Origin of the sequence: Marinomonas sp. UCMA 3892 (assembly GCF_012726345.1) — a bacterium.
In the GTDB taxonomy this organism is placed as follows: domain Bacteria; phylum Pseudomonadota; class Gammaproteobacteria; order Pseudomonadales; family Marinomonadaceae; genus Marinomonas.
In genome coordinates this window covers 50,721-74,619 of sequence record NZ_PTXN01000018.1, presented here as the reverse complement: position 1 = coordinate 74,619, position 23,899 = coordinate 50,721, and the positions used below count along the sequence as shown (strand labels likewise).

Sequence of the window (23,899 nt, the reverse complement as noted above, 5' to 3'; positions counted from 1 at the left end):
TTATGACGGATCCTTCAAAAAAAACATCTTCACTAAATACAATGCATCAACCCAACATAGCCGTTATGGATTGGCTAGAAAAACTTTCGAACACGCTTAGCTCAAATACCCCAACTGATGCTGCGGTACTGTTTGAAGAAAATGGGTATTGGCGTGACTTAATATCCTTCACCTGGAACATTAAAACCCTTGAAGGTCGCACTGCCATTAGCGACATGATCGCTGACACCATAAAACGTGTTTGTCCGACTAACTGGCAATTAGAAGAAGATGCCACTGAAACAGACGGTGTGATTGACGCTTGGATTACCTTTGAAACTGCCGTTGCTAGAGGACGTGCATATTTACGATTGCGTAACGGTCTTGCTTGGACCTTCCTAACAACAATGACGGAGCTTAAAGACTACCCTGAAAAACGAAACAAACTTCGTCCAAAAGGCGCTGAACATGGAGCCAATAAAAACCGCCAAACGTGGCTTGAAAAACGCCAGCACGAAGAAGCCACCCTAGGTTATACAGAACAACCTTATTGCCTGATTATCGGCGGAGGACAAGGCGGCATAGGTCTAGCGGCTCGCCTACGTCAACTTGATGTTCCCACTATAGTAATTGATGCCCTACCAAAACCGGGCGACACATGGCGCAATCGTTATAAATCACTCTCATTACACGATCCTATTTGGTATGACCACATGCCTTACCTCCCCTTCCCAGAAAACTGGCCAGTCTTCACCCCAAAAGACAAAATTGGTGATTGGTTAGAAATGTACACCAAAGTCATGGAGATCAATTATTGGGGATCTACACGCTGTATACATGCGGAATTTGACGAAGAGAAACAAGAATGGCGGGTAACTATTGATAAAAATGGAGAGAAACTCACCCTTCGTCCTAAGCAACTTATACTAGCAACAGGCATGTCTGGCATACCTAACATGCCCAACATACCTGGAATGGATACTTTTGAAGGAGAGCAACACCACTCTAGTCAACATCCTGGCGGAGAAGCCTATAAAGGTAAAAAATGCATCGTCCTTGGTGGCAACAACTCAGCCCATGATATCTGCTGTGCCCTATGGGAAAATGATGCTGATGTCACTATGATCCAACGCTCATCCACTCACATCATCAAATCTGATTCATTGATGGAGCTCGTCCTAGGAGGCTTATATTCAGAAGAAGCCGTTGAAAATGGTATGACAACCTATAAAGCAGATTTAACCTTTGCATCTATCCCCTTTCAAGTGATGCCACAATTTCATATTCCTGCTTACCAAGCGGTTGCTGAAAAAGATAAAGACTTCTACCAACGTTTAACCGATGCTGGATTTCTACTAGATTTTGGCGAAGATGGCTCTGGTCTATTTATGAAATACCTTCGCCGTGGCTCAGGCTATTACATTGATGTGGGTGCTTCAGAGCTTGTCGCCAATGGAGACATTAAGCTTAAATCCGGTGTTTCTATTAAGAGCATTAAACCAAAATCTGTGGTGCTTACGGATGGTACTGAACTGGAAGCTGATTTAATCGTATACGCAACAGGTTTCGGATCGATGAACGGCTGGGCGGCAAAAATCATCTCCCAAGATGTCGCTGACAAAGTGGGTAAATGCTGGGGCATGGGATCGAACACAGCAAAAGATCCTGGTCCATGGGAAGGAGAGCTTCGCAACATGTGGAAACCAACTCATCAAGAAGCGCTATGGTTCCATGGTGGCAATTTGCATCAATCAAGACACTACTCTCAGTATCTATCATTGCAAATAAAAGCACGCATGGAAGGAATAGATACATCCGTATATGGTATGGAGCCAGTCCATCACTTAAGCTAACGACAGACCTAATTGTCTCGTCCTGAAACACATCAACGGCTTCTATAACAGAAGCCGTTTTTTTATATTGTGATTATAAAAAAGTTATACGATTCCCTGCTCAATCATGGCCTCAGCAACACGCCTAAAACTAGCAATATTAGCACCTAAAACAAGATTACCAGGTTGACCAAACTCTGTAGCAGTATCATTGGCTGCATTGAAAATATTTTTCATAATTACTTTCAACTTTTCATCTACCTGCTCGAACGTCCAATTTTGCATGCTTGCATTTTGCGCCATTTCTAACTGACTAGTCGCTACACCACCAGCATTCGCAGCTTTACCTGGACCATAAGCAATTTTCGCATCAATAAAGGCATCAGCTGCCGCTTGAGTAGACGGCATATTCGCCCCCTCACTCACAACAACGCACCCATTGGACAATAATGCCTGAGCGTCTTCTAAAGTAAGTTCATTCTGTGTAGCACAAGGAAAAGCAGCATCCGCCTTAAAACGCCATACGGCATGACCATTCGCAGGATAATCAGATGCTGGAATATATTGAGCATCACTGTGCTTTTGCAAATACTCTACTAGGCTGACACTACGCACTTCTTTCAATTCTTTTAATAAATCAAGATCGATGCCTTTGTCATGATAAATAGTGCCACGTGAATCTGAACAACTAACAGGTATCGCACCAAGCTGATATAGCTTTTCAATCGTGTAAATAGCTACATTACCAGCACCTGAAATAAGACATTTTTTGCCTTTTAAAAGGTCTCCGCGGGCCTCTAGCATATACTGAGCAAAATACACTGCACCGTAACCAGTTGCTTCCTTACGAACTAATGAACCGCCCCAAAGCAAACTTTTCCCCGTCAATACCCCTTCGTAGCGGCCAGTCAAACGTTTATATTGTCCAAACATATAACCAATTTCTCGTGCACCAACACCTATATCACCCGCAGGAACATCCGTTGTTGGGCCAATATGTCTGTATAACTCGGTCATAAATGACTGGCAAAAACGCATAATCTCGCCATCAGAACGGCCTTTAGGATCAAAGTTAGCGCCACCTTTACCGCCACCAATAGGTAATCCCGTTAGTGCATTTTTAAAAATTTGCTCAAAGCCTAAAAATTTAATGATGCTGGCATTTACACTAGGATGAAAGCGTAAACCGCCTTTATAAGGGCCAAGAGCAGAGTTAAACTCAACACGATACCCTTTATTCACTTGAATATTACCCTTGTCATCTACCCAAGGAACACGAAACATAATTTGACGCTCAGGCTCAACAATACGTTGTATTATTGCTTGCTTTTGATAACGATCATTTCCTTCCAATACGGGCGCAAGTGAATCCAGCACCTCTTCCACGGCTTGATAAAACTCAGATTGAGCAGGACTAGTACGCTTCAAATCAGAAATGGTTTGATGAACATAAGTCATAAAATTTCGGTTCCTATTTAATAGTCAAAATATTACTTCCATTTTGTTAATCATCGGATAATAAAGGCATGGGTACTTTCTAAACGTTTCAATCACATTATTTCACTAAGTAATTTTGTGACGATACTTACCGTTATATGAGAAGAAAGGCGGGTACAACTCATGCTCCCGATGCTTAACTGAGCATATTCATCATCAATCGTTAACAAATTTAACAACCAAGACAAATAGTCTATCGCTCCAAATTGGTGCCATAGATTATATGGAAAATAGTTAAAATCGTAATATTGACCTGTTTATTTGTTTGAAAAACGGTCAATGCTACTAATTTTTTAAAGTGTTATACATGGAATAAACCAGAAAACTTGCAGAAAACAGAAGAATTATCTTGTCAAAAAGACAGGGTTTTAGTGCTTTATTATGGAACAATGCAACTTTTCACTCTTGACTTTGTTCATTATAAGAGATGTAAATCAACCAATTAAATACTTATAAATCATTAATATAAATCAAAAAAGTAAAACGCACCATTTGCAAACAACAGATCGCACCAAAAAAGTACAGACGATATCACGACCCCTTTACAAAATTTAAACAGTAAATCTCTACTACAAAAAAACGACTTCTGTAGTAGAAGCCGTTTTTTGTAATCCTTCACCCGTTTTCCTAGCCCAATAAAATAGGATCAATGTTTTAACATTTTTTCTCTAAATTTTACTCACCAGAAACGCTCACGTACTTACGCCAATTATGTTGCTCTTTAAAGTCCAGCACATCACGGATTTTACGGTTTGAGAACAAGGCTTCATGCTCGCCCATTTCTCGGGTAAAGGGCACACCTGGAAAAAAGCGTTCGGCTAATTCTTTCGTTGGAATAATCGCACCATTGTCATCATTACCCGCATTAAACACTTGAAAACCTAAGCCGTCTTTTTGCAAACATAAATCCACAATCTGCCCAAGATCACGAGCATCGATATAACAAAAAGCATTCCGACGACGTACTTCGGGATGTTTAAAATAATGTGGAAACAGTTCAGCGTATTCATGAGGCTCAATCACATTACCTATGCGCAGCGCATAAATATCAATTCCTGAACGACGCTGAAAACTACGTGCTGTTTTCTCGTTAACAACCTTAGACAAACCGTAGCTGTCCATAGGATCAACATCATATTCCTCTTCTAGTGGTAGTGAATGAGGATTAGTTTGCCCATCAGAAAAACAAATACCATAAGTGGTCTCTGACGATGCAATAATTACTTTCTTAATACCAAGTTTTACTGCTGCTTCAATAACGTTGTAAGTACCAATGGTATTCACTCGAAAGGTTTCATTATCTGGATTGATCAAGATTCTAGGCACCGCGGCGAAATGCACAACCGCGTCAAATGTTGGTACACCAGTACCAAGTTCTAATTCATCAAAATTAGCATACGAGCTCATGGCGTTGAACATTTGACCTGAATCGGTAATGTCCGCAATCAGGTTATCGACCTTGGGATGATCGAGTGGCGTCAAATCTACATTAAGTACTTGATATCCCTGATCAATAAGATATGCAACGGCATGCTTGCCTGCTTTTCCCGATCCACCAGTAAATAATATTCGTTTTGCTGTCATAACCTAACCTCAATGAATTTTAATTATTATTAAAAGACTCTACTTCATTCTTAGATAAATAACGCCATTGTCCGACATCAAGATCTAGGTAAACCTCGCCTATTTGCTCTCGATGCAAGCCAACCACTCTATTGCCAACGGCTGAAAACATGCGCTTAACCTGATGAAACTTGCCTTCAGTGATGGTTAAAAGTACTTCTTTTGGAGTAATAATGTCTAATTTGGCGGGACGAGTTAAACCTTGCTCACCTTGGAGTTGCAGTCCTTGTTTGAACTGAGTAACAAGCTCGCTACTCCGTTCTGCAGGAATAGCTTGCGACAACTGAACTCGATAGACTTTGCAGCAATCATTGCTTGGCAGTGTGATATTAAAAGACCAGCGTCCATCATCGGTAATCAGCACCAAACCAGTTGTATCCGCATCCAAACGCCCCGCAATGTGTAGCTCGGAAGCTTTATCAACGTCTAAATAATTAAATACAGACGGATACACTTCATCGATATTCGAGCACACAGTACCAGCTGGCTTATTCATTAAAATGTAGCGATAATCGCGCGTTTTTAGCCTATCACCATTCAAGAGCACCGTATTATTTTCATGCACTTGAATCGCTTCACTTGTCACTACTTCACCATTGACGCAAACCTCACCCGAATGAATGCATTGAACTGCTTCCTTTCTGGTCAACTCAGTACTTTTACAAACAAACTTATCAAGACGCATGACAGGCAACATTATCAGGTGGAAGAACCAGACATTATCCTTTCTGAGCAGTAATTATCAACGCCAGACGGATTTTCCCAATATAGAAGTACTTTTACGCTATACTGCATCATCTTTTCATTTCGACACACCTTACGACAATCTGTCAGAGCACCTTATGCCATTTGCAAAACTAGGATTATCCAGTCCTCTTGTTCAAGCTATTACCGAATTAGGTTACAAAACACCTACACCAGTCCAGAAACAAGCGATTCCCATCATCCTTTCGGGTAAAGACTTAATCGCCACAGCACAAACAGGAACAGGTAAAACAGCAGCTTTTGTTCTGCCCTTGCTAGAACGATTTACCAAAGCCGGAACATTACGCGGCAAACGCATTCGAGTGCTGATTCTCGTGCCGACTCGTGAGTTAGCCGTTCAGGTTGAAGCCAGTGTTGCTCAATACGCTAAACACACTAAGCTAACATCTATGGCCGTATATGGTGGTGTGGATACTGAAGCACAAAAAGAACGTTTAATAGAAGGTGTAGATATTCTGGTCGCCACTCCAGGCAGATTGCTCGATTTAGCTCATCAACGTGCACTGCATTTTGATGAACTTAAAGTCATGGTATTGGACGAAGCAGACAGAATGGTAGACATGGGCTTTGTTGGCGATATCAACAAAATCATGGAACGCCTACCTGAAAATCGTCAAAACCTTTTATTTTCGGCAACCATGACCGACGATGTTCGCGCTCTAGCATTTGATTTTTCAGACAGCAAGATGACCGATCTAGCGGCTGAAATATCTATTTCACCTAATGTCCGCGCAGCCGCCAACATAAAGCAGTGGTTAATCACCGTTGATAAAGACACAAAATCAGCCCTACTCAGTCATTTAATTAACGAGCAAAAGTGGGATCAAGCACTTATCTTTATCGAGAAAAAACATGGTGCAGCTAAACTTGTCGATCAGCTAGCCAAACGTGGCATAGTCGCCGATTGTATTCATGGTGATAGAAGCCAAGCCATGCGCGAAAAGATTTTGGCGCAATTCAAATCTGGCGAACTAAAATATCTAGTCGCCACGGGCGTTGCTGCACGTGGTTTGGATATCGGTGAATTAAGTCGCGTGGTCAATTATGACTTACCATTCAAACCAGAAGAATACATCCACCGCATTGGCCGAACAGGTCGTGCAGGTGCTTTGGGTGAAGCTATATCCTTCGTTGCTATGGGTGACTTTAAAAACCTTTGCGCTATTGAAAGCCGTCTAAAGCACATTATCGACCGCAAAGAGATTGCAGGCTTTCCTGTAAGAAAAGTCGTACCGGTTTCCATCTTGAATTACGTTCGCAAAGCCAACCGTTAAAAAACGATTTGTCCTAGATAAAAAACTATCTATCTAGGACAACGCCTCAAGACCTAAGACGATAGCTGTTACAAAGCATTCTTTTCTATAAAGTGACAGCCATAAATCTAATCTTTAAAAATTAATCTATTTGGCCAAATTGGCATTATTTAAGTATAAAAAGGCCGCTTTGATATACAAAAGTTTACAAACATGGATACTATGCTGTATATCTAAGCATTGAATTATGATGTCGGTAAAAAAGTAAAACAATGAAAGACAATATAACGGTATCCATTTCTTCAGTTGATGGAACAAAGCATTTTAGTTTCGGTAAAAGAACACGTCATACATTCAAGTTTATTAGCTACATTATTTTTCTTGCGATCCTACTTACTGCAGGAATCATTTACTACTTAATTAACGATGCCGAATATTCAAAGCTAAAATTGCTCGAACTAGAAAATAAGTCCTCTTCTTTAACCAGAGAAATCACCTCGCTTACAGCTCTAAAACTAAGCTTGGAACAGGATTTATCTGAGCGAGAAGAACGAATGCAAGTGGTCTCTGATCGACTAAATGATTTAGAAAAAGTTCTGGGCATGGATAATCAAGATACTGTCGAACTTGAATCACGTTTAGACACGGCGGCGATGAACTCGTCATTGCGAATTGCGATGCTGACTCAGATCCCAAGTGGGCCACCAGTAAAAGACGCAAGAACCTCTTCTGGTTATGGCGAACGACAACATCCTGTTATTGGTATAATGAAATTTCATCGAGGCCAAGACTTTGCGGTAAATACAGGGACGCCAATTTATGCACCTGCAGATGGAACTGTTGAAGTAACCAGGCCCAGTAATGAAGGGTCTGGTAATTTCTTGCGTTTATTGCATGGTTATGGATTTTCCAGCTCTTACTCTCATATGAGTAAGTTTGCGGTTAACAAAGGTGATTTCATTAAAAAAGGCGATTTAATCGGTTATTCGGGTAACAGCGGATTAACCTCAGGACCTCACCTACATTATGAAATACGGTTCATTGGACGAGCACTAGATCCCAAGCCCTTCATAGTTTGGGATGTAGATAATTTTGATACAATTTTTGAAAGTGTAAGAGGTATACGATGGGAATCTTTGGTGGGCAAAATAGAATTAAGAGTCAGTCAGCAACTACAACTCTCATCGCAGAAGGCTGCACAATTAACGGGCACATAAAAGTCGCTAACCAACTACAAGTAGATGGTAATATCGAAGGCCAGATTGAAGCAAAAAATCAAATAAAAATTAGCACATCAGGTAATGTTCAAGGTGAAATAACCACTGAACGCTTGATCATTAACGGCAGCTTTGAAGGTATCTGCCACGCTAATTATATTGAAATTTTAAGCTGCGGCCGCGTCAGTGGCACCATTTACAGTGACAATTTAAGCATCGAATCTGGCGGAAAATTTATGGGAATCACCAATCCATCAGATAACACCACCGTAAAACAAGAACATCATGAAGGTCTTAATAGTTTTGATGAGCTAGGTGAACTAAACCATCAAGAAGACAAGGTTGTTTTAATTAGTAATGATACAAACGCCTAGTCTAAAGCAACTTTTTTATCGGAAAGTTAACTAGGGAAAAAGCCTTAAGCAGCTCGATATTGGTTGGGTATTTCTCATAATACTCAACCATAGAACCAATTAATCACCTGATGATTTAATTAACGACGACCCTATTACGGCCGCTTTCTTTCGCTTCATAAAGTGCATTGTCGGCTCTTTTAACCACCGTCTCTATCGTATCGCCGGCTTTGAAAGCGGTTAATCCAAAACTAGCAGTTTTGTGTTCAACTCCCTCAAAATCATATTGCGCAATCTTAAGCCTAACGCCTTCAATTATTAATTTAACATCTGCAATACTTGATTCAGGGAAAATGATAATAAACTCTTCCCCGCCATAACGTCCTACATAGTCTGTTATTCTTAAACTGTCTTTCAAAACTCTTGCTATCTCAACAAGAACGCTGTCGCCTCGCTGATGTCCATATTTGTCGTTAACTTCTTTAAAGTGATCAATATCAAGTATAGAAAGACAGAAGCTATTATCAACATGGCAACCTTTATCAATCTCAGCCTGTATAAGCTCTTCCAGCTTTCTTCTGTTAAATAATGTTGTTAGGTTATCCGTAAGAGCCAGCCTATTTAACTCTTTATTTTTTTCTTCGATATCTTTTTGAGCTTGCTTTAACAATGTATTTGCTTTGGCTATTTTTCTATTCCAATAGATCATAAGTGCAAGAAAAACCACAATGGCTAACACAATTTGCCATACTATTTTATAGTTTACATCTTGTTCGTATTTTATAGGAATCCATTTTGTAAATATCTTTCTATGACGCTCATTTGTAATGTTATTAACGACTTTTTGTAGAATTCCTAATAGAGTCTCATCATCTTTTCTAACAGCGATAGAAAGCTTTAAATTTTCAGATATTTTTCCTGCTATTTTTAATTCACCAAAATATTTACTTTGAAACTCGTATCCAATACTGGCTAAAGTATCAATATAAGCAAAAAGTTGCCCATTTTTTACTTGATCTAAGCCATCATAAATATCATCAACTTCTACTATTTTTAAAGATGGATACTTTGTACGTAATATTTTAACAAAGACATCATCTCTTATTATTCCAATTTTTTCACCTTCTAAGTCCAAAATTTGATTAATAAAAGGAACATCAACCCTTGTGGCTACAACTAACGGAACATCCAAATAATGACTAGTGAAGTTTAAATATTTTTTCCTTTCTTCCGTTTCCATACCTAAAGCGAGCATATCGCATTTTTTATGCTGTATGTATTCTACTGATTGACTCCAAGTATTTGTTTTAACCAATTCAAATTTTGCTGACAGCATTTGTTCAAAAAGGCGATAATAATCCGAACTCATTCCAACATGTTCACCGTCTTCATTCAGTCCTTCGAAGGGCAAACCACTTGGGTTGATACAATATTTAATAGTGTGGGTATTAATGTAAGCTTTTTCGGTATCATCTAGATCAATATGCCCACCTGGATACTCTTTAATGGAGCCAATCCATTTATCACTCAACTCCTCCATTTCTCTTTTTGATATAGAGATAAGAGACTTTTGTAGAATAGAAATTAAAAGGCTTTTCTCAGGCTGTATTCCAAACCTTAAGTCCTCTCTATTAGTATTTGGTAAAACAAGCTCACTTGCCAACTTTATATTATTATATAAATTCTTTTTAATCAGATGATTTATATTCGGGAGATTTTGCATTAACGCATCAATTTTACCAAACACTAAATCCTTAGTTAAATCATCATAGCTATCATAAAAAATCAGATTCATTGAACCCAACTCTTCAAGTTCTTTAATGTAAAAGACGTCCTTCAACACACCGACTTTTTTTCCTGTCAGGCTTTTTAACCCATTGTATTCACCAAAATCATCTTTAACAAAAATCATAATAGGTATGTTGTAATATGGACTAGTAAATATAGTAAAGGGCTCTCTGTATTTTTTATAAGAAATACTACTTATCATATCGATTTCTTTGTTTTTAAACGAATTATAAATAGTTGTCCATTTATCTATATGTCTTTCAAATTTCAGGCCAGTTTTCTGCGATATCAAAGTCAATAAATCATGCTCAAACCCAACCAACTCACCTTCGATATAGTATGAGAAAGGAGTAAAATCAGGCATCATACCGATGCTCACTACTGGGTTATCTTTAATAAACCTCTTTTCCTCTTTCGTTAAATCCAAAGGTTTCGCTATAGACCCGACTGAATATAGGAATAAAAAAAGCAATGTAATTAATATTTTTTTCATTTCTATCTCAGTAAAAATTTCAAGTGTAATTTAGAACTAATCAAAAGCTACTCTAGAAAAAAGGCTATTCTGGTCTTAATATGAAAATAAAGACCTTTAAATTCTATTCGTTAAGTTGGTGAAAAAGCCTTCAATAGCTCAGCATTGGTCGGGAATTCTTCTAGTAACTCAACCAGCTTATGAGCACCGTCTACTGGCTTAAGGTTTGTAAGTGAACGTCGTAAAGCACGCACTTTCTCAAGATCTTTTCCATCAATAAGTAATTCTTCTCGACGCGTACTGCTTTTCGCAATGTCGATAGCAGGAAAAATTCTATGGCTCGCCGCTTCTCGTGACAAAACAATCTCCATATTCCCAGTCCCCTTGAATTCTTCAAAGATGACCTGATCCATTTTACTGCCAGTGTCCACCAAAATAGTCGCGAGAATCGTCAATGACCCTCCGTTCTCTATCTTTCTCGCTGCGCCAAACAGCTTACGAGGGATTTCTAACGCTCTTGTATCAAGTCCGCCAGACATGGTTCGACCGCTGCCTCGCTGCTCGGCATTATGCACTCGTGCAAGCCTTGTTAATGAATCAATCACAATCATCACGTCTTGACCTTCACCAGCTTGTTTACGCGCTGTTGCAAGCAGCGCATCGGCTACACGAACATGTTGTGTATAGCTTTCATCAGAAGACGACGCATGCACTTCTGCCGATACGCTGCGCTTGAAATCCGTTACTTCTTCAGGGCGTTCATCGATAAGCAAGGCATATAGCTTTATTTCAGGATAAGCTTCTGCCACAGCCTGACAAATGTGTTTTAACATGGTTGTTTTACCAGATCCTGGTGGCGCAACAATCAGACCACGCTGCCCCATACCAATTGGCGTAATCAAATCCATTGCACGAACCGTTCTCTGTGAAGAACCAGATACCAGATGAATACAAGGGGAAGGATGAATGGCCACACCGTTTAAAAAACGTTTTTCAGGATCATTCGGATACAAATCCTCAACCACCTCATCGACAGGGGTCGCGTCTGAAGATCGCTTACCTTTCAAACTTAATATTTTTCTCGTCATAAAATGGTCTTATAGCCTAGGATAATTATGTGTTTGATTTATTGATAATAAATGATACTACTTTACCATAAAGACAATGATTTTTTACTGCTCATAATGCTTAACCTTCGTTATAATAGTTTCAGATTAAATTTATAAAACAATAAAAAACTCGTATCGACACAGACACATGATTTCAGGCTTAGTAAAGGGGATAAATGTTGTTTCGTTTAGACTTACAAAGACTTTTTTTACTACTGACCATTGCTGCTGTGTTACTTACTTTTGCCAACAGCTACTATGTAACTTACCAAGTCCAAAAGCAATTATTGATCAACTCAACGCTTGAAGCCAATCGCGTTTACGCAGCTAAACTAGCAGAAACAACCAACAATTTTTTACAAAATGCTCAAAAGCAATTAGCTTACAGTGCAAATATTTTATCAACAGATTTTGATAACGAAGCACTGCTAGAATCAGAAGCCAAAAGGCTATATCAGCAATCAAGCTTCTTTAACTCTGTTTCAATTATTAATTCAAAAGCAATTATCACGACTATTTTCCCCCTTACAATACCCGTGAAAGGACTCTTACTTCCTCCTGAAACACGCCAATCCTTTAATACTCGAAAACCAATAGTAGCAGACCCATTTCTATCACCTTCTGGCAGTTATTTGGTCAGTATTTCTCATCCTATTTTCACAAAGAATAACGAGTATCTAGGCTATATTGCCGGCACCATTCACCTACACCAAAACAATGTATTCTTTAACCTACTCGGACAGCATCCTTATAGCGATGGTTCATACATATATGTTGTCGACCGACACAAAGAAATAATTTATCACCTACATAAAAACCGCATTGGGGATCATGTTCAAAACAACCCTGTTCTAGATGCTGCCATAAACGGTCAATCAGGCAGTGCTCGCGTTGTTAATTCATTGGGAATATCTATGCTAGCAGGCTACGCACATATCGAACGAGCTGGCTGGGGGGTAGTTACGCAACGCCCTTTTGATAGCGTTATGGCTGAATTAGATGTGCAGTTAACGGAAGTAATTTGGAAAAGCTTACCAGTACTACTAATGGTGCTTATAGCTTTCTGGATCGCAAATCGATTTATTACAGCCCCCTTACAAGCATTAGCACACCACGCTAGCAATATGCATGACAAAGATGCAGAGCATAATATTCTAAGTATTAAATCATGGTATTTTGAGGTTTATGAGCTTAAACGAGCAATTCTTAGCGGTTTAGCTGCCTTGAATCAAAAAATAAATCAATTAAATATAGACACAAATACAGACCCCTTGACGGGTTTATACAACCGTCGAAGCTTAGATCAAAAATTAGAGCAATGGCGAGAAATGAAGCAAAGCTTTGCTGTCATTGCATTAGATATCGACCATTTCAAAGTAATCAATGATCTTTTTGGTCATGATGTGGGGGATGAGGTTTTAAAGCAATTAAGTCAGATCATGAAAGAAACCTGCGATAAAAACGCCATCATTTTTCGTAATGGCGGGGAGGAATTCTTAATCCTATTACCATCAACTAAGCAATCTGTTGCACAGTTTTTTGCAGAGAAACTGCGTATAAAAATTGCACAGCATGAAATGCCTATAGAGGATAACATCACTGTTTCCTTAGGCATTTCATATTGGGATAGCAATAGCAACGATACGATTAAAATAACACTTAAAAAAGCGGATATCGCTTTGTATCAAGCAAAACGACAGGGCCGAAATTGCTCTATTGTTCATAGCTAATTATCTAGTCTTTTTAGGGCTCGGCCTCTCGGCTCATCACCTTCATAAAGCACAATATCAGAATGCAAGAACTCGGCCGCCTCAGCGGAGCCTTCTACTTTAACTGCACTACGCTCTAACATTTCAGCTTCAAACTCGGTGAGAACACTTGATCGAATACCCGCTTCGCGCCACTGAGATTTTGACCAACAACCTTTTGTGATTTCGCGAGCCAAGGCCAACGCATCCAACAAAGCCTGATTCGCACCCTGCCCTTTAAATGGGCTCATTGGGTGAGCTGCATCGCCAATCAGCGTGATTTTATCGCCTTTCTCTAGTAGTTCTGCCGTAAGTAGCTCTCGGTCATAAACAGGATAGCCAGACACCTGAGCGGCTTGCGTTGCGGCTAGAATCTGTGGAATAGGATCATGCCACTGAGTTCTGCGACAAGCTTCCTCTTTTAGAGCCTGAACACCTTGAGCACTCAATGCTTTCGCATCGCCTTCTGACATTGGGAAACTCAGCTGCCACATTACAGAATCAGCGTCATAGGGCATAATATAAATACGTTCATTACCATTGGCTGTTTGAAATACAGTCGCTGAATCCAGCAGTTCGCTTTCTACACCATTGAGGTCTGATAAAGGACAAATCCCCAGAATAACAATGCAACCAAGATAGCGTAACGGCGTCGTTTCCTCACCAATTAGTAAACGGCGCACCGCGCTACGAATACCATCCGCACCGACAACAAGATCCGCCTTGACATGTTTTAACTCACCATCAACCAAAAAGCCGAGATCAACCTCATCACCCTCTTTTAAATCGACTAACTGGTGTCCCCATTGTACAACATCGCGCCCACCTAACTGTTCAAGCAAAACCGAACGTAAAGACTGGCGAGCAATATGAATATTGGTGCGCTTTGGCGACGTCTTGGCGTCAGACTGCATCCACTTTCTCATGCCCCATTGACCGACAACTTTGCCTTCCGTCGTATGAACCACGTGTCGTGTTGAAACCACACCTTTTTCTAACGAGAAAATACCAAAGCCTTCAATCGCTTTACTCGCTTGCTGCAAAGTCAAACCATAACCTTGCGAGCGAGCATCAAAACCATGATCTCGTTCATACAGCGTAAAAGGAATGCCACGATGCAGGCAAGCAACAGCCAAAGCAACGCCGCCGATACCACCACCAATAATCGCAACATGAGGATATTTTTCCGTATCCGCTACTGGAAAGTGGGCAGACTGAATCAGCCCCGAACCAGCGCAGTTTGAACAAGCTTCAAGATGCCCTTTAGGACGAACAGGAGCTGGGCCTTCGCCCTTCAATCTTTCAAATTCACTTAACTCTTTTAAATAAAGCAAACGCACTTTTTTGCGCAGCCTACGGCTTCTTTTGCCACGCCCCAGACATTCAGGACAAGCTGTCCAACTACCCGCTTCACTTACCACTTGATATATTTTCCACTTGATGCGCTTTAAAAAGCTAATGATGTCGTTTTTCTATGAAAGAAATAATAACCGATACGATAGATGGGAGCCTAAAAGAAAAACCTGAATATGGAGTTAATTACTAAGATAATTGTTATGGTTCAAAAAAAATAAGCAAATGAAAGCCCTATTTGAATAATGAGCAAGCTCAAAACTAAGCATTTTTGTCTAGAATCAAAATGATACGTTTACATTCACTTTTAACCTTATTTTTCATAACGTCAGATGCTTTATTAACCGACTGCACACAAGTATGAGAGTAAAACCGTATTGACGATGCCAGTACAAGAGCCAAAGCTATTGAGCCAATGGTTGATAGCACTCGAAAGCCAACCATAGGAGTAAACAATACCTCAGGTTTAAGAACATGTACGATCGCAGCATCCACCTTGTTCACCAGGTACCCTGAAACAAGGAGGCCAACAACAAACGCCTACGATGGATATTCGCGATATTTATTTAAGCGCAAATCATAGCGTTTCTCATAAATCTCACCGGAAGCGGAGCAGCAATGAAGCGTTGCTTTAGCAGGAACAAGTGCCATATTCACGATATCTAATTCCAAAGCACCAATATTTTTATCTGACGTTAAAAAATGGGGTCTTTTACCATTCGGCATTAGATATTTTGTGTCATCATGGTAAAAATGCTTCGCCATAGCAGAAGCCAAAGACAAGCCGACATTACCACCAACAGGTGAATTACAGGCAGCACTACTACAAAATTGCCAAAATGTTACACCTTGAGCGGCTAAATGCTGCCTGCGTAGAAAGCCGTAATGCACATCACCACTAAAAATAATGACATGTTTTATGTCTGGCGTTCTCAACAAAGCATTCTGTAAATTCTTAAGCGCTTTCTTACTCGCAATCCACGGCTCCCTATCAGAAAAAGCCTTAAGCTTTGTTAATAGCGGACTAAGTTGAGCAGCCTCAATAGCATTAAAACCATACATTGGCGTAGGAGAAACCAGTATTAACGTGGAAGTTTTTGACAAAAGAGCAAGTTTTTCGCCTAGAGCATTAAGCTGTTGCCCAGACATCAGCTCAAGGTTATCACCGTCATAAACTCGCTGGGTCCGAGTATCCAATACCAGTGTTGGTGGTGTTTGCTCTAATAAATACCCCCAATACTTACTAAATAGCACCTCTAAGGGTTTATGATTTTCCTGAGTAGGATGCTTTGCTAAAGCCGCGATATTTTGCTGCATTGCTGGACTAAAATCATCAGGCTGATTCCCCCAATGCTGACAAACAATGTAGGCGGACAAAGCATTAACATAAACCTGTTTACCCAGCCAACTGCTAGAAAGATTATGCTTATTTTCCTCTGTTAAATTCCAATCATCCGTCACGTCATGATCATCAAACATCATATACACACTAATGTTAGCCAACGCTTTACGAACTTGACTCGTTGCCGTTTGCGCGAATCGTTCCAAAACTACTTTTTCATTTTCATATCGCATAGAACTATAATGATATTCCCTATCATCTTTACGTCGTAGCGATGTCAGTCTTGGCTGTAGCGCCTTATATTTGGCAAATCTTTGATTAGGTAAACTGGCACCAAAACTGAATAAATACATGCAAAAGTATTCAGCAAAACTAAAAAGATGGGATCTTTTCTCTCCTGAAGTAAAACCAAATTTTCGTTTAGCCTTACGCCACCGACCATCTAAATGCATTTTATCTGGATCAAAAGAGTCATTTTTATCGGTATACATCATTTCATGGGACAGACCTAAAGCCTCTCGAACATCTTGAAAGGATTGCAGCAATATCGGTGACACATCATCCGCATAAATTTGATCGCCAGTAAGATACAGCTGACTAGGTCTTGTCTCTTTGCCTAAAGTATCTTTGAGTAAATCAGCTATTTCAGCCAAATGATCAATACCTTGTTTATCATGAGGTTTACGGCAAGACGCTTGATAAAGATAACGATGTTGCTTGGGTATCATCACACTTGGCAGTTTTTCTCCCTCTAAACAAACCAGTTTATTAAGCCCAGTTTCCACCAAGCCATCACCATCAACAATGACATCATAATAAATAACTTCATTAGAGTCTGATGGTGCAATGGTGGCAGATAACATTACAGCAAAACAGGACGAACCAAGCTGCACAACACGACTTGACACCTCAGAAGCAATATTATCAAAGCTCTGTAATGATGAATAAACAGCGAGATTTATCTCATTAAACTCATGATCTAAAACTTGCCATATATTAATTTTTTCACGAGTTGTATGCCTAACCATTGGCCCGCAGGTAATTGCCATAATAAATCTCCCTTTTTTTCAAATTAGTTCAAATTCATTTATTAACCTTCAGTCTATCTAATAATTTAATATACAATGCAGCGCTACTTTCATGTGCTTTATAAAAGCTATCAATCGTTGCTTTTGGTGCAGATTTTCCTACTTGCTTGCTGTATTCAAGATAATAAGTTTTTGCATTCAAACAAAATAATTCGACTTGATCTTCGTTACTTTTTCCACAGCTAGCCAACTCCCCTTTTCCGACGACATCGAAATAATTTTCTTTGACAGATGCTGCAGAACCATTACCAGCTGGACGACAACTTTCATCATATGCATTTTTTAGATGCTCGTAAGAGGCTTGTAAACTAGGATCAGTACTACTCTTAATAGCTTGAATATTTGCGTTCATGGATTGACATGAATCATCATCAGCCACTGAGCTACCAGCTTGCTTCATTTGCTTATTTCGAACCACTTGAAGCGCTTCTTTATTAGCCATTAAAAGATTGGGGGCATAGATGCGTCGCTCAACAACGGAACGCTTAGCTGGATCTGATATCTGGGACGTTTGAGCTAAAGATTCTTTAAGTGCAGCAAGATTATTTTTCCCACCATCTTGGCTCCAAATATCTTTTGTTGTGGCTGTCATCACCTGAGCCGCATCGTTAGCTGATATACCTGATGAGACTGCCATACCGCCAATCACTGCTGTCGCAAATACTTTGCCAAATAGTCCATCATCGTCGTTAGCACTTTTATTAAGAGTACCGCCACCCTGACGAATCAAGTTAGCTGCTCTTGAACCCTCACCACATTTATTTATTGCATAATCTAATGTGCTGTATTTTCCAATTCTTGGGGAATAGGCATCCGCACCGTGAGAAAGTAAATAACTAATCGCATCGGCGTTGCAGAATTGAGCTGCATGCATCAATGCTGTCATACCATTATCATCGCTATAATCTATATTCGCTCCAGCAGCTAATAATATTTCCATCTGCAAAATAGGATCGGACTTGTTGTAGTGCGAAAAAATTCGATGTAATGGGGATTTGCGCGATGAAGTAGAACTTCCCGTTGTTACAACATTTGGATTTGCACCCGCTGCAAGTAAGTCCGCCATCGCAAACGTACGACCTCGTTCAGCAGCAATCAATAATGGTGAATTGGCGTCAATACCAGACCCAATATTACTCATTATCTTGGTTTTATATTCAACGTCTGCGCCTGCTGCAATCAATAGTTGAATAGCTTCTACATTACCAACTTTAGATGCTTCCCATAAAAAACTTGCACCATTAATCAAACGACCATTAGGATCAACACCAGCCGCTAACATGGCGGTAAGCATAGCAATACGATTCTTATCTATCGCTTCTCCGACTGCCCCCGCTTGTATTCCAGACACACCCACGGTCGACAATAATCTAGATAACTCATTATCAAAGGCGACTTTATCTCCGGATATAACCGTATTTTTTAATATAGAAAATGATTCAACAGGTGCTACATAAGGTTTTCTAGATGAACACCCAGATACGACAACACAAAGAAGTAAAATTTTTATCCATAACTGCCAATTTCTGATCATGTAAACCTCATATATCTACTGACTTAAATCCACATCATTTAAAAACACTAAGAAAACTCTAAGGAAAATACAATAAAATGCTTTACTTACAAATATAAACATCAACCTTATATTGGTCATACCCTATATGGGGTATATTCAGACTTGTATCCTCCCGCTTCTTAGGAACATCTCGATATGAAAGAAAACTCTATTTTGGATTTAGTCGATATGATCTATGAGCGTGGCTTTGAGCACAGAGACTGGGACAGTGTCTTAGAAAAACTCTGCGAAACAATTAAAGCCAAAAGTGCTGGACTGTTTTTTATTAAGTTTAATAAAAATGTTTATCGAGTCTTGGGAAGTTATGGTGTACCGAGTGATTTTTCTCCTGAATATCAAGAGAAATTGGGCGTACATGGTGCAACAGGTACCATCATGAAAGTTTTACCTGAAGGGACTGCTCTTGGGGCAATCGATCATAAAATATCAAAAATTGATCATCCAGAGTTTTATAAAAAATTACTTTTACCTAATAATGTCGGCTACATAAGCGCTTTAAATATTTGTAACAATACGGAATACTTCGTTGGTATTGGCATTCATAGAGGGATGGATCAAAAACAATTTAATGATAAGGAATTAGAGGTATTAGCTCGACTTTACCCTCATTTTCGTAGAGTGTTTGATTTCTCTGACATCCTTGAAAAACTGTATGAAAAAGAAGAAGTGCTTAGCAGTGCATTAGCTAAAGTTCCACTTGGCTTAATTGCAATCGATACTGATCTGAAGGTTCATTTCATCAACGACTTAGCAACATCTTTAGTTAATAATGTATTTGGCCTTCATATAAAAGATAAACAATTATTCACTGACAAGATATCATCCCAAAAAGCTCTTAAATCAAAAGTACAAAATATTCTTGACGGCCAGATTTCAGCAACTTCGTTGCAATTAGAAAATAACAACAGTATGACACCGTTATCCATAACGATTACCAACTCAAGAGTGCAGGACTTAGATATCCTAAGAGATAAAAACCAAACATCAAATTTTGCTTTGATGTATATTTCTCATCCTGACCTTTGCTCTCATATGTCACTGGAAGTGCTAAAAGAAGTATATAACCTGACGACTTCAGAAGCCCAACTAGCCTTAGCCCTCACAAACGGTTTATCTTTACAAAACTATGCTGATTCTAAAGGCGCTAGCATTCAAACAGTTAGAAGCCAGCTAAAAAATGTATTTAATAAAGTACAGGTAAACTCACAAACCGATCTAGTTCGCACTCTGATCATAAGCTCATTCAACATTGTATCTTAAGGCCTATTTTTAAATCAGAAAGTTTTTGTCGTCACTTCAACCTCGCAAATTTATTCAAGTCTTTTATACGCTGAAAAACATCTAGCATTGCTTTAACGAAATGTTATGAAGAATCCCAATATGCACCAAGCTTATTAATTTAATAATAGGCTTAATAATAAGCTGCGCACTACCAACAACGAATAACCAAGTACCACTTTCGACCAATGAATCATTAAGAAAAAAGAAACTTCCTATCAAAAACCAAACAGCAATCATAAGGTCATTGAAAGCACCAAGTGCTTCGTATCGACGTTGAACAACAATATGTTGGTTACCAATGTCTATATCTAACTCTCTACCATTCGCTTTTATCACTTTTACTCCTGTTATTAGCTTGAGAAATATCATGATAGAACCGTAACGAATCAACTTAAGTTTAACAACCTTAAACGAGACTAAGACTAAAATACGTTTTTAAACCTCATTTAATAGCTCCATACCTTTCAAACACCTATTTTCATGCTTTTCTTTATCATTAAAATCAACGCATTTGTGCTTACAGCAAGCCAATTAAATGATTTTGATTTCACTTTCATCGTAATGATTAAATGCGAAAAAATTAAGATTCTTTTCTAGAATATCCAGACCAAACAAGGCTTTAGAGCTGTCAAGTTCTAAAATACCAACGCCATGCGGTCGTCTAAGCCAAAAAGTACTGCTACACTCTTAACCAACAACACACTTAACGACACTCAATATTACAGAGGTTTTTCAAGATATCTGTCTAACTTTATAGAGGAAAAAAAAATGAACAATAGTTTCGACACCCAACAACAGATCACTGTTAATGGCGAGCAATTTCATATTCATTCCTTAAAAGGGCTTGGCGACAAAGCCAAAAGACTGCCGTTTTCCTTAAAAATATTACTCGAAAATCTACTTCGTAACGAGGATGGCGTAAATATCAAAGAACAAGACATCCAAGCCTTATTGAATTGGGATCCTCAAGCCAAACCGGCATCCGAAGTTGCTTTTACCCCTGCTCGTGTTGTCATGCAGGACTTTACCGGTGTCCCTGCCATTGTTGATTTAGCCGCCATGCGCGATGCTATGGAGAAGCTAGGCGGAGACCCTGCAAAAATAAACCCTCTTTCTCCTGCAGAACTGGTTATTGACCATTCGGTACAAGTAGATGGTTATGGCAATGCTGCAGCATTTGATTTAAATACCAAACTGGAATACGAACGAAACAAAGAACGCTACGAATTTTTACGTTGGGGTCAAACAGCCTTCAATAACCTAAAAGTTGTGCCACCAGCAACCGGTATCGTTCACCAAGTAAATTTAGAGTATTTGGCTCGTGTGGTTTTTAATGATGATAAAAATGGTCAGAAGTTTGCTTACCCAGACACTCTAGTGGGAACAGACTCACACACGACAATGATTAATGGTTTAGGCGTGCTTGGTTGGGGTGTAGGCGGGATTGAAGCAGAAGCGGCTATGCTTGGTCAACCTATCAGCTTACTTATCCCTCAGGTTGTTGGTGTTAAGCTAAGTGGCCGCCTACCGGAAGGCACCACGGCGACCGATCTAGTACTTACCATCACTGAAATGCTACGAAATCATGGCGTCGTTGGTAAATTTGTCGAATTTTACGGTGATGGTCTTGCTGACTTGCCACTTGCCGACAGAGCAACCATTGCCAATATGGCTCCAGAATATGGCGCAACATGCGGCATCTTCCCTATTGATGATGAAACCATTAACTATCTTCGTTTAACAAATCGCGACGAAACGCAACTCAACCTCATTGAAGAATACGCAAAGCACCAAGGTCTATGGCGCAATGATGGCGATGAAGCCAACTATACCGACAAACTTGAACTTATATTGAATGATGTTGTTCCTAGCCTCGCAGGCCCTAAAAGACCACAAGACAGGATACCCCTTGATAAAGCAGGTGACACTATCCGTGATCATCTAAAAGGCTTTCAAGACGAACGAATGGCTCGTGAAAATAAAAGCAGTGAAGAACAAGCTCGTATAGAAAGTGAAGGCCCTGTTATTCACCCCGATGAGTCCGTAGATGAAGCACCAATTAAAGGCGCGAGCATTGTTAAATTTAAAGGACAAGAATTTGAATTGAATGACGGTGCTTGTGTTATCGCAGCCATTACCAGCTGCACCAACACTTCAAACCCAAGCGTCATTCTAGCAGCAGGCTTGGTCGCTAAAAAAGCAAAACAACTAGGTATCAATGTAAAACCATGGGTGAAAACTTCACTGGCGCCAGGATCTAAAGTGGTAACAGATTACTTAGCAAAAGCAGGATTAATGGATGACCTAGAAAGCCTAGGCTTTAACCTCGTCGGCTATGGTTGCACCACCTGTATTGGTAACTCTGGACCATTAGCCAGTGAAATATCAGACGCCATCCAGAAACACAAACTCATCGTTAGCTCTATTTTATCTGGCAACCGAAACTTTGAAGGACGTATTCACCAAGACGTGAAAATGAACTTCTTAGCCTCGCCTCCACTCGTTGTCGCCTATGCCATTGCAGGCCGTACCGATATAGATGTGTACAAGGAACCTCTTGCGCAAGACGCGAACGGTAACGATATTTACCTAAAAGACATTTGGCCAAGTGTCAAAGAAGTAAGCGATCTGGTTAAAGAAACCGTTACTAAAGAAATGTTCGCAAAAAGCTACGCCAACGTGTACGAAGGCGACAGCCACTGGCAGCAAATCCAAATTCCAGATGGCAAACTTTATGACTGGAACGACGCGTCAACCTACATCAAAAAAGCCACCTTTTTTGATGGCATGAGCATCGATCCTCCGGGTATTCCAAGCATTAAAGGTGCTCGCTGTCTAGCCAAACTGGGCGATTCTGTCACCACAGATCATATTTCTCCAGCAGGTTCAATTAAGGCTGATTCCCCAGCCGGTTTATACTTGCAAAAACACGGCGTAGAAAAAGCACAGTTTAATTCTTATGGCTCTCGTCGAGGTAATCATGAAGTGATGGTGCGCGGTACCTTTGCTAACGTAAGACTTAAAAACCTACTGGCACCGGGCACCGAAGGCGGCATTACCCGCACTCAACCGGCTGATAACTTAGCCAGTATTTACGATGCTGCCGTGACCTATCATGAAAGCAATACGCCACTTATTATTTTAGCGGGTAAAGAATACGGTACAGGCTCATCTCGCGACTGGGCGGCTAAAGGCTCATTGCTACTCGGAGTAAAAGCGGTAATCGCAGAAAGCTATGAGCGCATCCACCGCTCTAACTTAATCGGCATGGGTGTCTTACCGCTGCAATTTAAAGACGGCGAAAGCTATGAATCACTTGGTTTAACGGGACAAGAACAATTTGATATAAATAGCTTGCAGGATAAAACCGACGAAGTGACTCTAATAGCAACCAATAGTAAAGGACTGAAAATAAGCTTTAGCGCAGACGTACGAATTGATACGCCAAAAGAGTGGGATTACTACAAACATGGCGGCATTTTGCAGTACGTATTACGAGGTATGCTCAACTAATTTTCGCGGCCTTTAATAAAACACCCTCACTCAAAACTGAGTGAGGGTGTTTTATTTATAATTCGTTATTCTCCTAACACTTCAAATATATCTTTCTGTTAATTTTCGGC

The 23,899-nt window shown here is 39.9% G+C and carries 17 protein-coding genes; 7 read left to right on the top strand and 10 right to left on the bottom strand.

Features of this window, described 5'->3' with window-relative positions:
* The first annotated feature begins 2 nt into the window (after positions 1-2).
* Positions 3-1,832 carry an NAD(P)/FAD-dependent oxidoreductase gene (locus B6N13_RS20015; protein WP_100635654.1) on the top strand — a complete coding sequence of 610 codons (1,830 nt, stop codon included), beginning with the start codon at positions 3-5 and terminating at the stop codon, positions 1,830-1,832.
* A gap of 84 nt (positions 1,833-1,916) precedes the next feature.
* Here the strand turns inward: B6N13_RS20015 and gdhA are convergent, their stop codons facing one another.
* The 3 genes from gdhA to B6N13_RS20000 all read right to left on the bottom strand — a co-directional run bounded on the left by gdhA (position 1,917) and on the right by B6N13_RS20000 (position 5,616).
* On the bottom strand, positions 1,917-3,269 hold the full coding sequence (gdhA, locus tag B6N13_RS20010; protein ID WP_169460393.1) for an NADP-specific glutamate dehydrogenase: 1,353 nt from the start codon (positions 3,267-3,269) through the stop codon (positions 1,917-1,919).
* Positions 3,270-3,983: 714 nt separating this feature from the next.
* The gene (locus B6N13_RS20005; protein WP_169460392.1) at positions 3,984-4,892 is read right to left on the bottom strand and encodes an NAD(P)-dependent oxidoreductase; all 909 of its coding nucleotides are present in this window, start codon (positions 4,890-4,892) and stop codon (positions 3,984-3,986) included.
* Positions 4,893-4,911: 19 nt separating this feature from the next.
* Complete coding sequence (locus B6N13_RS20000) at positions 4,912-5,616, bottom strand: pseudouridine synthase (RefSeq protein WP_169460391.1); 705 nt, start codon at positions 5,614-5,616, stop codon at positions 4,912-4,914.
* Between the two features lie 157 nt (positions 5,617-5,773).
* Here B6N13_RS20000 and B6N13_RS19995 point away from each other — a divergent pair, with 157 nt between their 5' ends.
* The 3 genes from B6N13_RS19995 to B6N13_RS19985 all read left to right on the top strand — a co-directional run bounded on the left by B6N13_RS19995 (position 5,774) and on the right by B6N13_RS19985 (position 8,540).
* Positions 5,774-6,970, top strand: a complete 1,197-nt coding sequence (locus B6N13_RS19995; RefSeq protein WP_012069595.1) for a DEAD/DEAH box helicase — start codon at positions 5,774-5,776, stop codon at positions 6,968-6,970.
* 251 nt (positions 6,971-7,221) lie between these two features.
* Positions 7,222-8,166, top strand: coding sequence for a M23 family metallopeptidase (locus B6N13_RS19990; RefSeq protein WP_169460390.1), 945 nt, complete (start codon positions 7,222-7,224; stop codon positions 8,164-8,166).
* The gene (locus tag B6N13_RS19985) at positions 8,076-8,540 is read left to right on the top strand and encodes a polymer-forming cytoskeletal protein (protein ID WP_169460389.1); all 465 of its coding nucleotides are present in this window, start codon (positions 8,076-8,078) and stop codon (positions 8,538-8,540) included. The genes B6N13_RS19990 and B6N13_RS19985 overlap by 91 nt, the downstream gene beginning before the upstream one ends.
* A gap of 115 nt (positions 8,541-8,655) precedes the next feature.
* On the opposite strand, the gene B6N13_RS19980 is transcribed toward B6N13_RS19985, so the two are convergent.
* Both B6N13_RS19980 and rho read right to left on the bottom strand, forming a co-directional pair.
* Positions 8,656-10,800 carry a transporter substrate-binding domain-containing protein gene (locus tag B6N13_RS19980; protein ID WP_169460388.1) on the bottom strand — a complete coding sequence of 715 codons (2,145 nt, stop codon included), beginning with the start codon at positions 10,798-10,800 and terminating at the stop codon, positions 8,656-8,658.
* A gap of 110 nt (positions 10,801-10,910) precedes the next feature.
* Positions 10,911-11,867: a transcription termination factor Rho gene (rho, locus tag B6N13_RS19975; RefSeq protein WP_169460387.1), complete on the bottom strand. Its 957-nt coding sequence runs from the start codon at positions 11,865-11,867 to the stop codon at positions 10,911-10,913.
* 197 nt (positions 11,868-12,064) lie between these two features.
* On the opposite strand from rho, the gene B6N13_RS19970 reads away from it, so the two are divergent.
* On the top strand, positions 12,065-13,618 hold the full coding sequence (locus B6N13_RS19970; RefSeq protein ID WP_169460386.1) for a sensor domain-containing diguanylate cyclase: 1,554 nt from the start codon (positions 12,065-12,067) through the stop codon (positions 13,616-13,618).
* Here B6N13_RS19970 and B6N13_RS19965 read toward each other — a convergent pair.
* The 4 genes from B6N13_RS19965 to B6N13_RS19950 all read right to left on the bottom strand — a co-directional run bounded on the left by B6N13_RS19965 (position 13,615) and on the right by B6N13_RS19950 (position 18,953).
* Positions 13,615-15,057, bottom strand: coding sequence for an NAD(P)/FAD-dependent oxidoreductase (locus B6N13_RS19965; RefSeq protein ID WP_012069589.1), 1,443 nt, complete (start codon positions 15,055-15,057; stop codon positions 13,615-13,617). The genes B6N13_RS19970 and B6N13_RS19965 overlap by 4 nt on opposite strands.
* 193 nt (positions 15,058-15,250) lie before the next feature.
* Positions 15,251-15,484: a hypothetical protein gene (locus B6N13_RS19960; RefSeq protein ID WP_169460385.1), complete on the bottom strand. Its 234-nt coding sequence runs from the start codon at positions 15,482-15,484 to the stop codon at positions 15,251-15,253.
* Between the two features lie 45 nt (positions 15,485-15,529).
* Positions 15,530-17,380, bottom strand: a complete 1,851-nt coding sequence (locus B6N13_RS19955) for an alkaline phosphatase D family protein (protein ID WP_169460384.1) — start codon at positions 17,378-17,380, stop codon at positions 15,530-15,532.
* 34 nt (positions 17,381-17,414) lie between these two features.
* Positions 17,415-18,953: an ankyrin repeat domain-containing protein gene (locus tag B6N13_RS19950; RefSeq protein ID WP_169460383.1), complete on the bottom strand. Its 1,539-nt coding sequence runs from the start codon at positions 18,951-18,953 to the stop codon at positions 17,415-17,417.
* 177 nt (positions 18,954-19,130) lie between these two features.
* Between B6N13_RS19950 and B6N13_RS19945 the strand changes: the two genes are divergently transcribed.
* Entirely contained in the window at positions 19,131-20,255 is a 1,125-nt protein-coding gene (locus B6N13_RS19945) for a LuxR C-terminal-related transcriptional regulator (protein ID WP_169460382.1), read from the top strand.
* An 81-nt stretch (positions 20,256-20,336) separates the two neighbouring features.
* Here the strand turns inward: B6N13_RS19945 and B6N13_RS23610 are convergent, their stop codons facing one another.
* Positions 20,337-20,612, bottom strand: a complete 276-nt coding sequence (locus tag B6N13_RS23610; RefSeq protein ID WP_348981558.1) for a YrhK family protein — start codon at positions 20,610-20,612, stop codon at positions 20,337-20,339.
* A 432-nt stretch (positions 20,613-21,044) separates the two neighbouring features.
* On the opposite strand from B6N13_RS23610, the gene acnA reads away from it, so the two are divergent.
* Entirely contained in the window at positions 21,045-23,789 is a 2,745-nt protein-coding gene (acnA, locus tag B6N13_RS19935; protein ID WP_169460380.1) for an aconitate hydratase AcnA, read from the top strand.
* The last annotated feature ends 110 nt before the right edge of the window (positions 23,790-23,899 follow it).

What these genes read in the sequence shown, in the direction of transcription:
- B6N13_RS20015 (WP_100635654.1), top strand. Translation starts at nt 3, where the DNA reads ATGACGGATCCTTCAAAAAAAACATCTTCACTAAATACAATGCATCAA.
- gdhA (WP_169460393.1), bottom strand. Translation starts at nt 3,269, where the DNA reads ATGACTTATGTTCATCAAACCATTTCTGATTTGAAGCGTACTAGTCCT.
- B6N13_RS20005 (WP_169460392.1), bottom strand. Translation starts at nt 4,892, where the DNA reads ATGACAGCAAAACGAATATTATTTACTGGTGGATCGGGAAAAGCAGGC.
- B6N13_RS20000 (WP_169460391.1), bottom strand. Translation starts at nt 5,616, where the DNA reads ATGCGTCTTGATAAGTTTGTTTGTAAAAGTACTGAGTTGACCAGAAAG.
- B6N13_RS19995 (WP_012069595.1), top strand. Translation starts at nt 5,774, where the DNA reads ATGCCATTTGCAAAACTAGGATTATCCAGTCCTCTTGTTCAAGCTATT.
- B6N13_RS19990 (WP_169460390.1), top strand. Translation starts at nt 7,222, where the DNA reads ATGAAAGACAATATAACGGTATCCATTTCTTCAGTTGATGGAACAAAG.
- B6N13_RS19985 (WP_169460389.1), top strand. Translation starts at nt 8,076, where the DNA reads ATGGGAATCTTTGGTGGGCAAAATAGAATTAAGAGTCAGTCAGCAACT.
- B6N13_RS19980 (WP_169460388.1), bottom strand. Translation starts at nt 10,800, where the DNA reads ATGAAAAAAATATTAATTACATTGCTTTTTTTATTCCTATATTCAGTC.
- rho (WP_169460387.1), bottom strand. Translation starts at nt 11,867, where the DNA reads ATGACGAGAAAAATATTAAGTTTGAAAGGTAAGCGATCTTCAGACGCG.
- B6N13_RS19970 (WP_169460386.1), top strand. Translation starts at nt 12,065, where the DNA reads ATGTTGTTTCGTTTAGACTTACAAAGACTTTTTTTACTACTGACCATT.
- B6N13_RS19955 (WP_169460384.1), bottom strand. Translation starts at nt 17,380, where the DNA reads ATGGCAATTACCTGCGGGCCAATGGTTAGGCATACAACTCGTGAAAAA.
- B6N13_RS19950 (WP_169460383.1), bottom strand. Translation starts at nt 18,953, where the DNA reads ATGATCAGAAATTGGCAGTTATGGATAAAAATTTTACTTCTTTGTGTT.
- B6N13_RS19945 (WP_169460382.1), top strand. Translation starts at nt 19,131, where the DNA reads ATGAAAGAAAACTCTATTTTGGATTTAGTCGATATGATCTATGAGCGT.
- acnA (WP_169460380.1), top strand. Translation starts at nt 21,045, where the DNA reads ATGAACAATAGTTTCGACACCCAACAACAGATCACTGTTAATGGCGAG.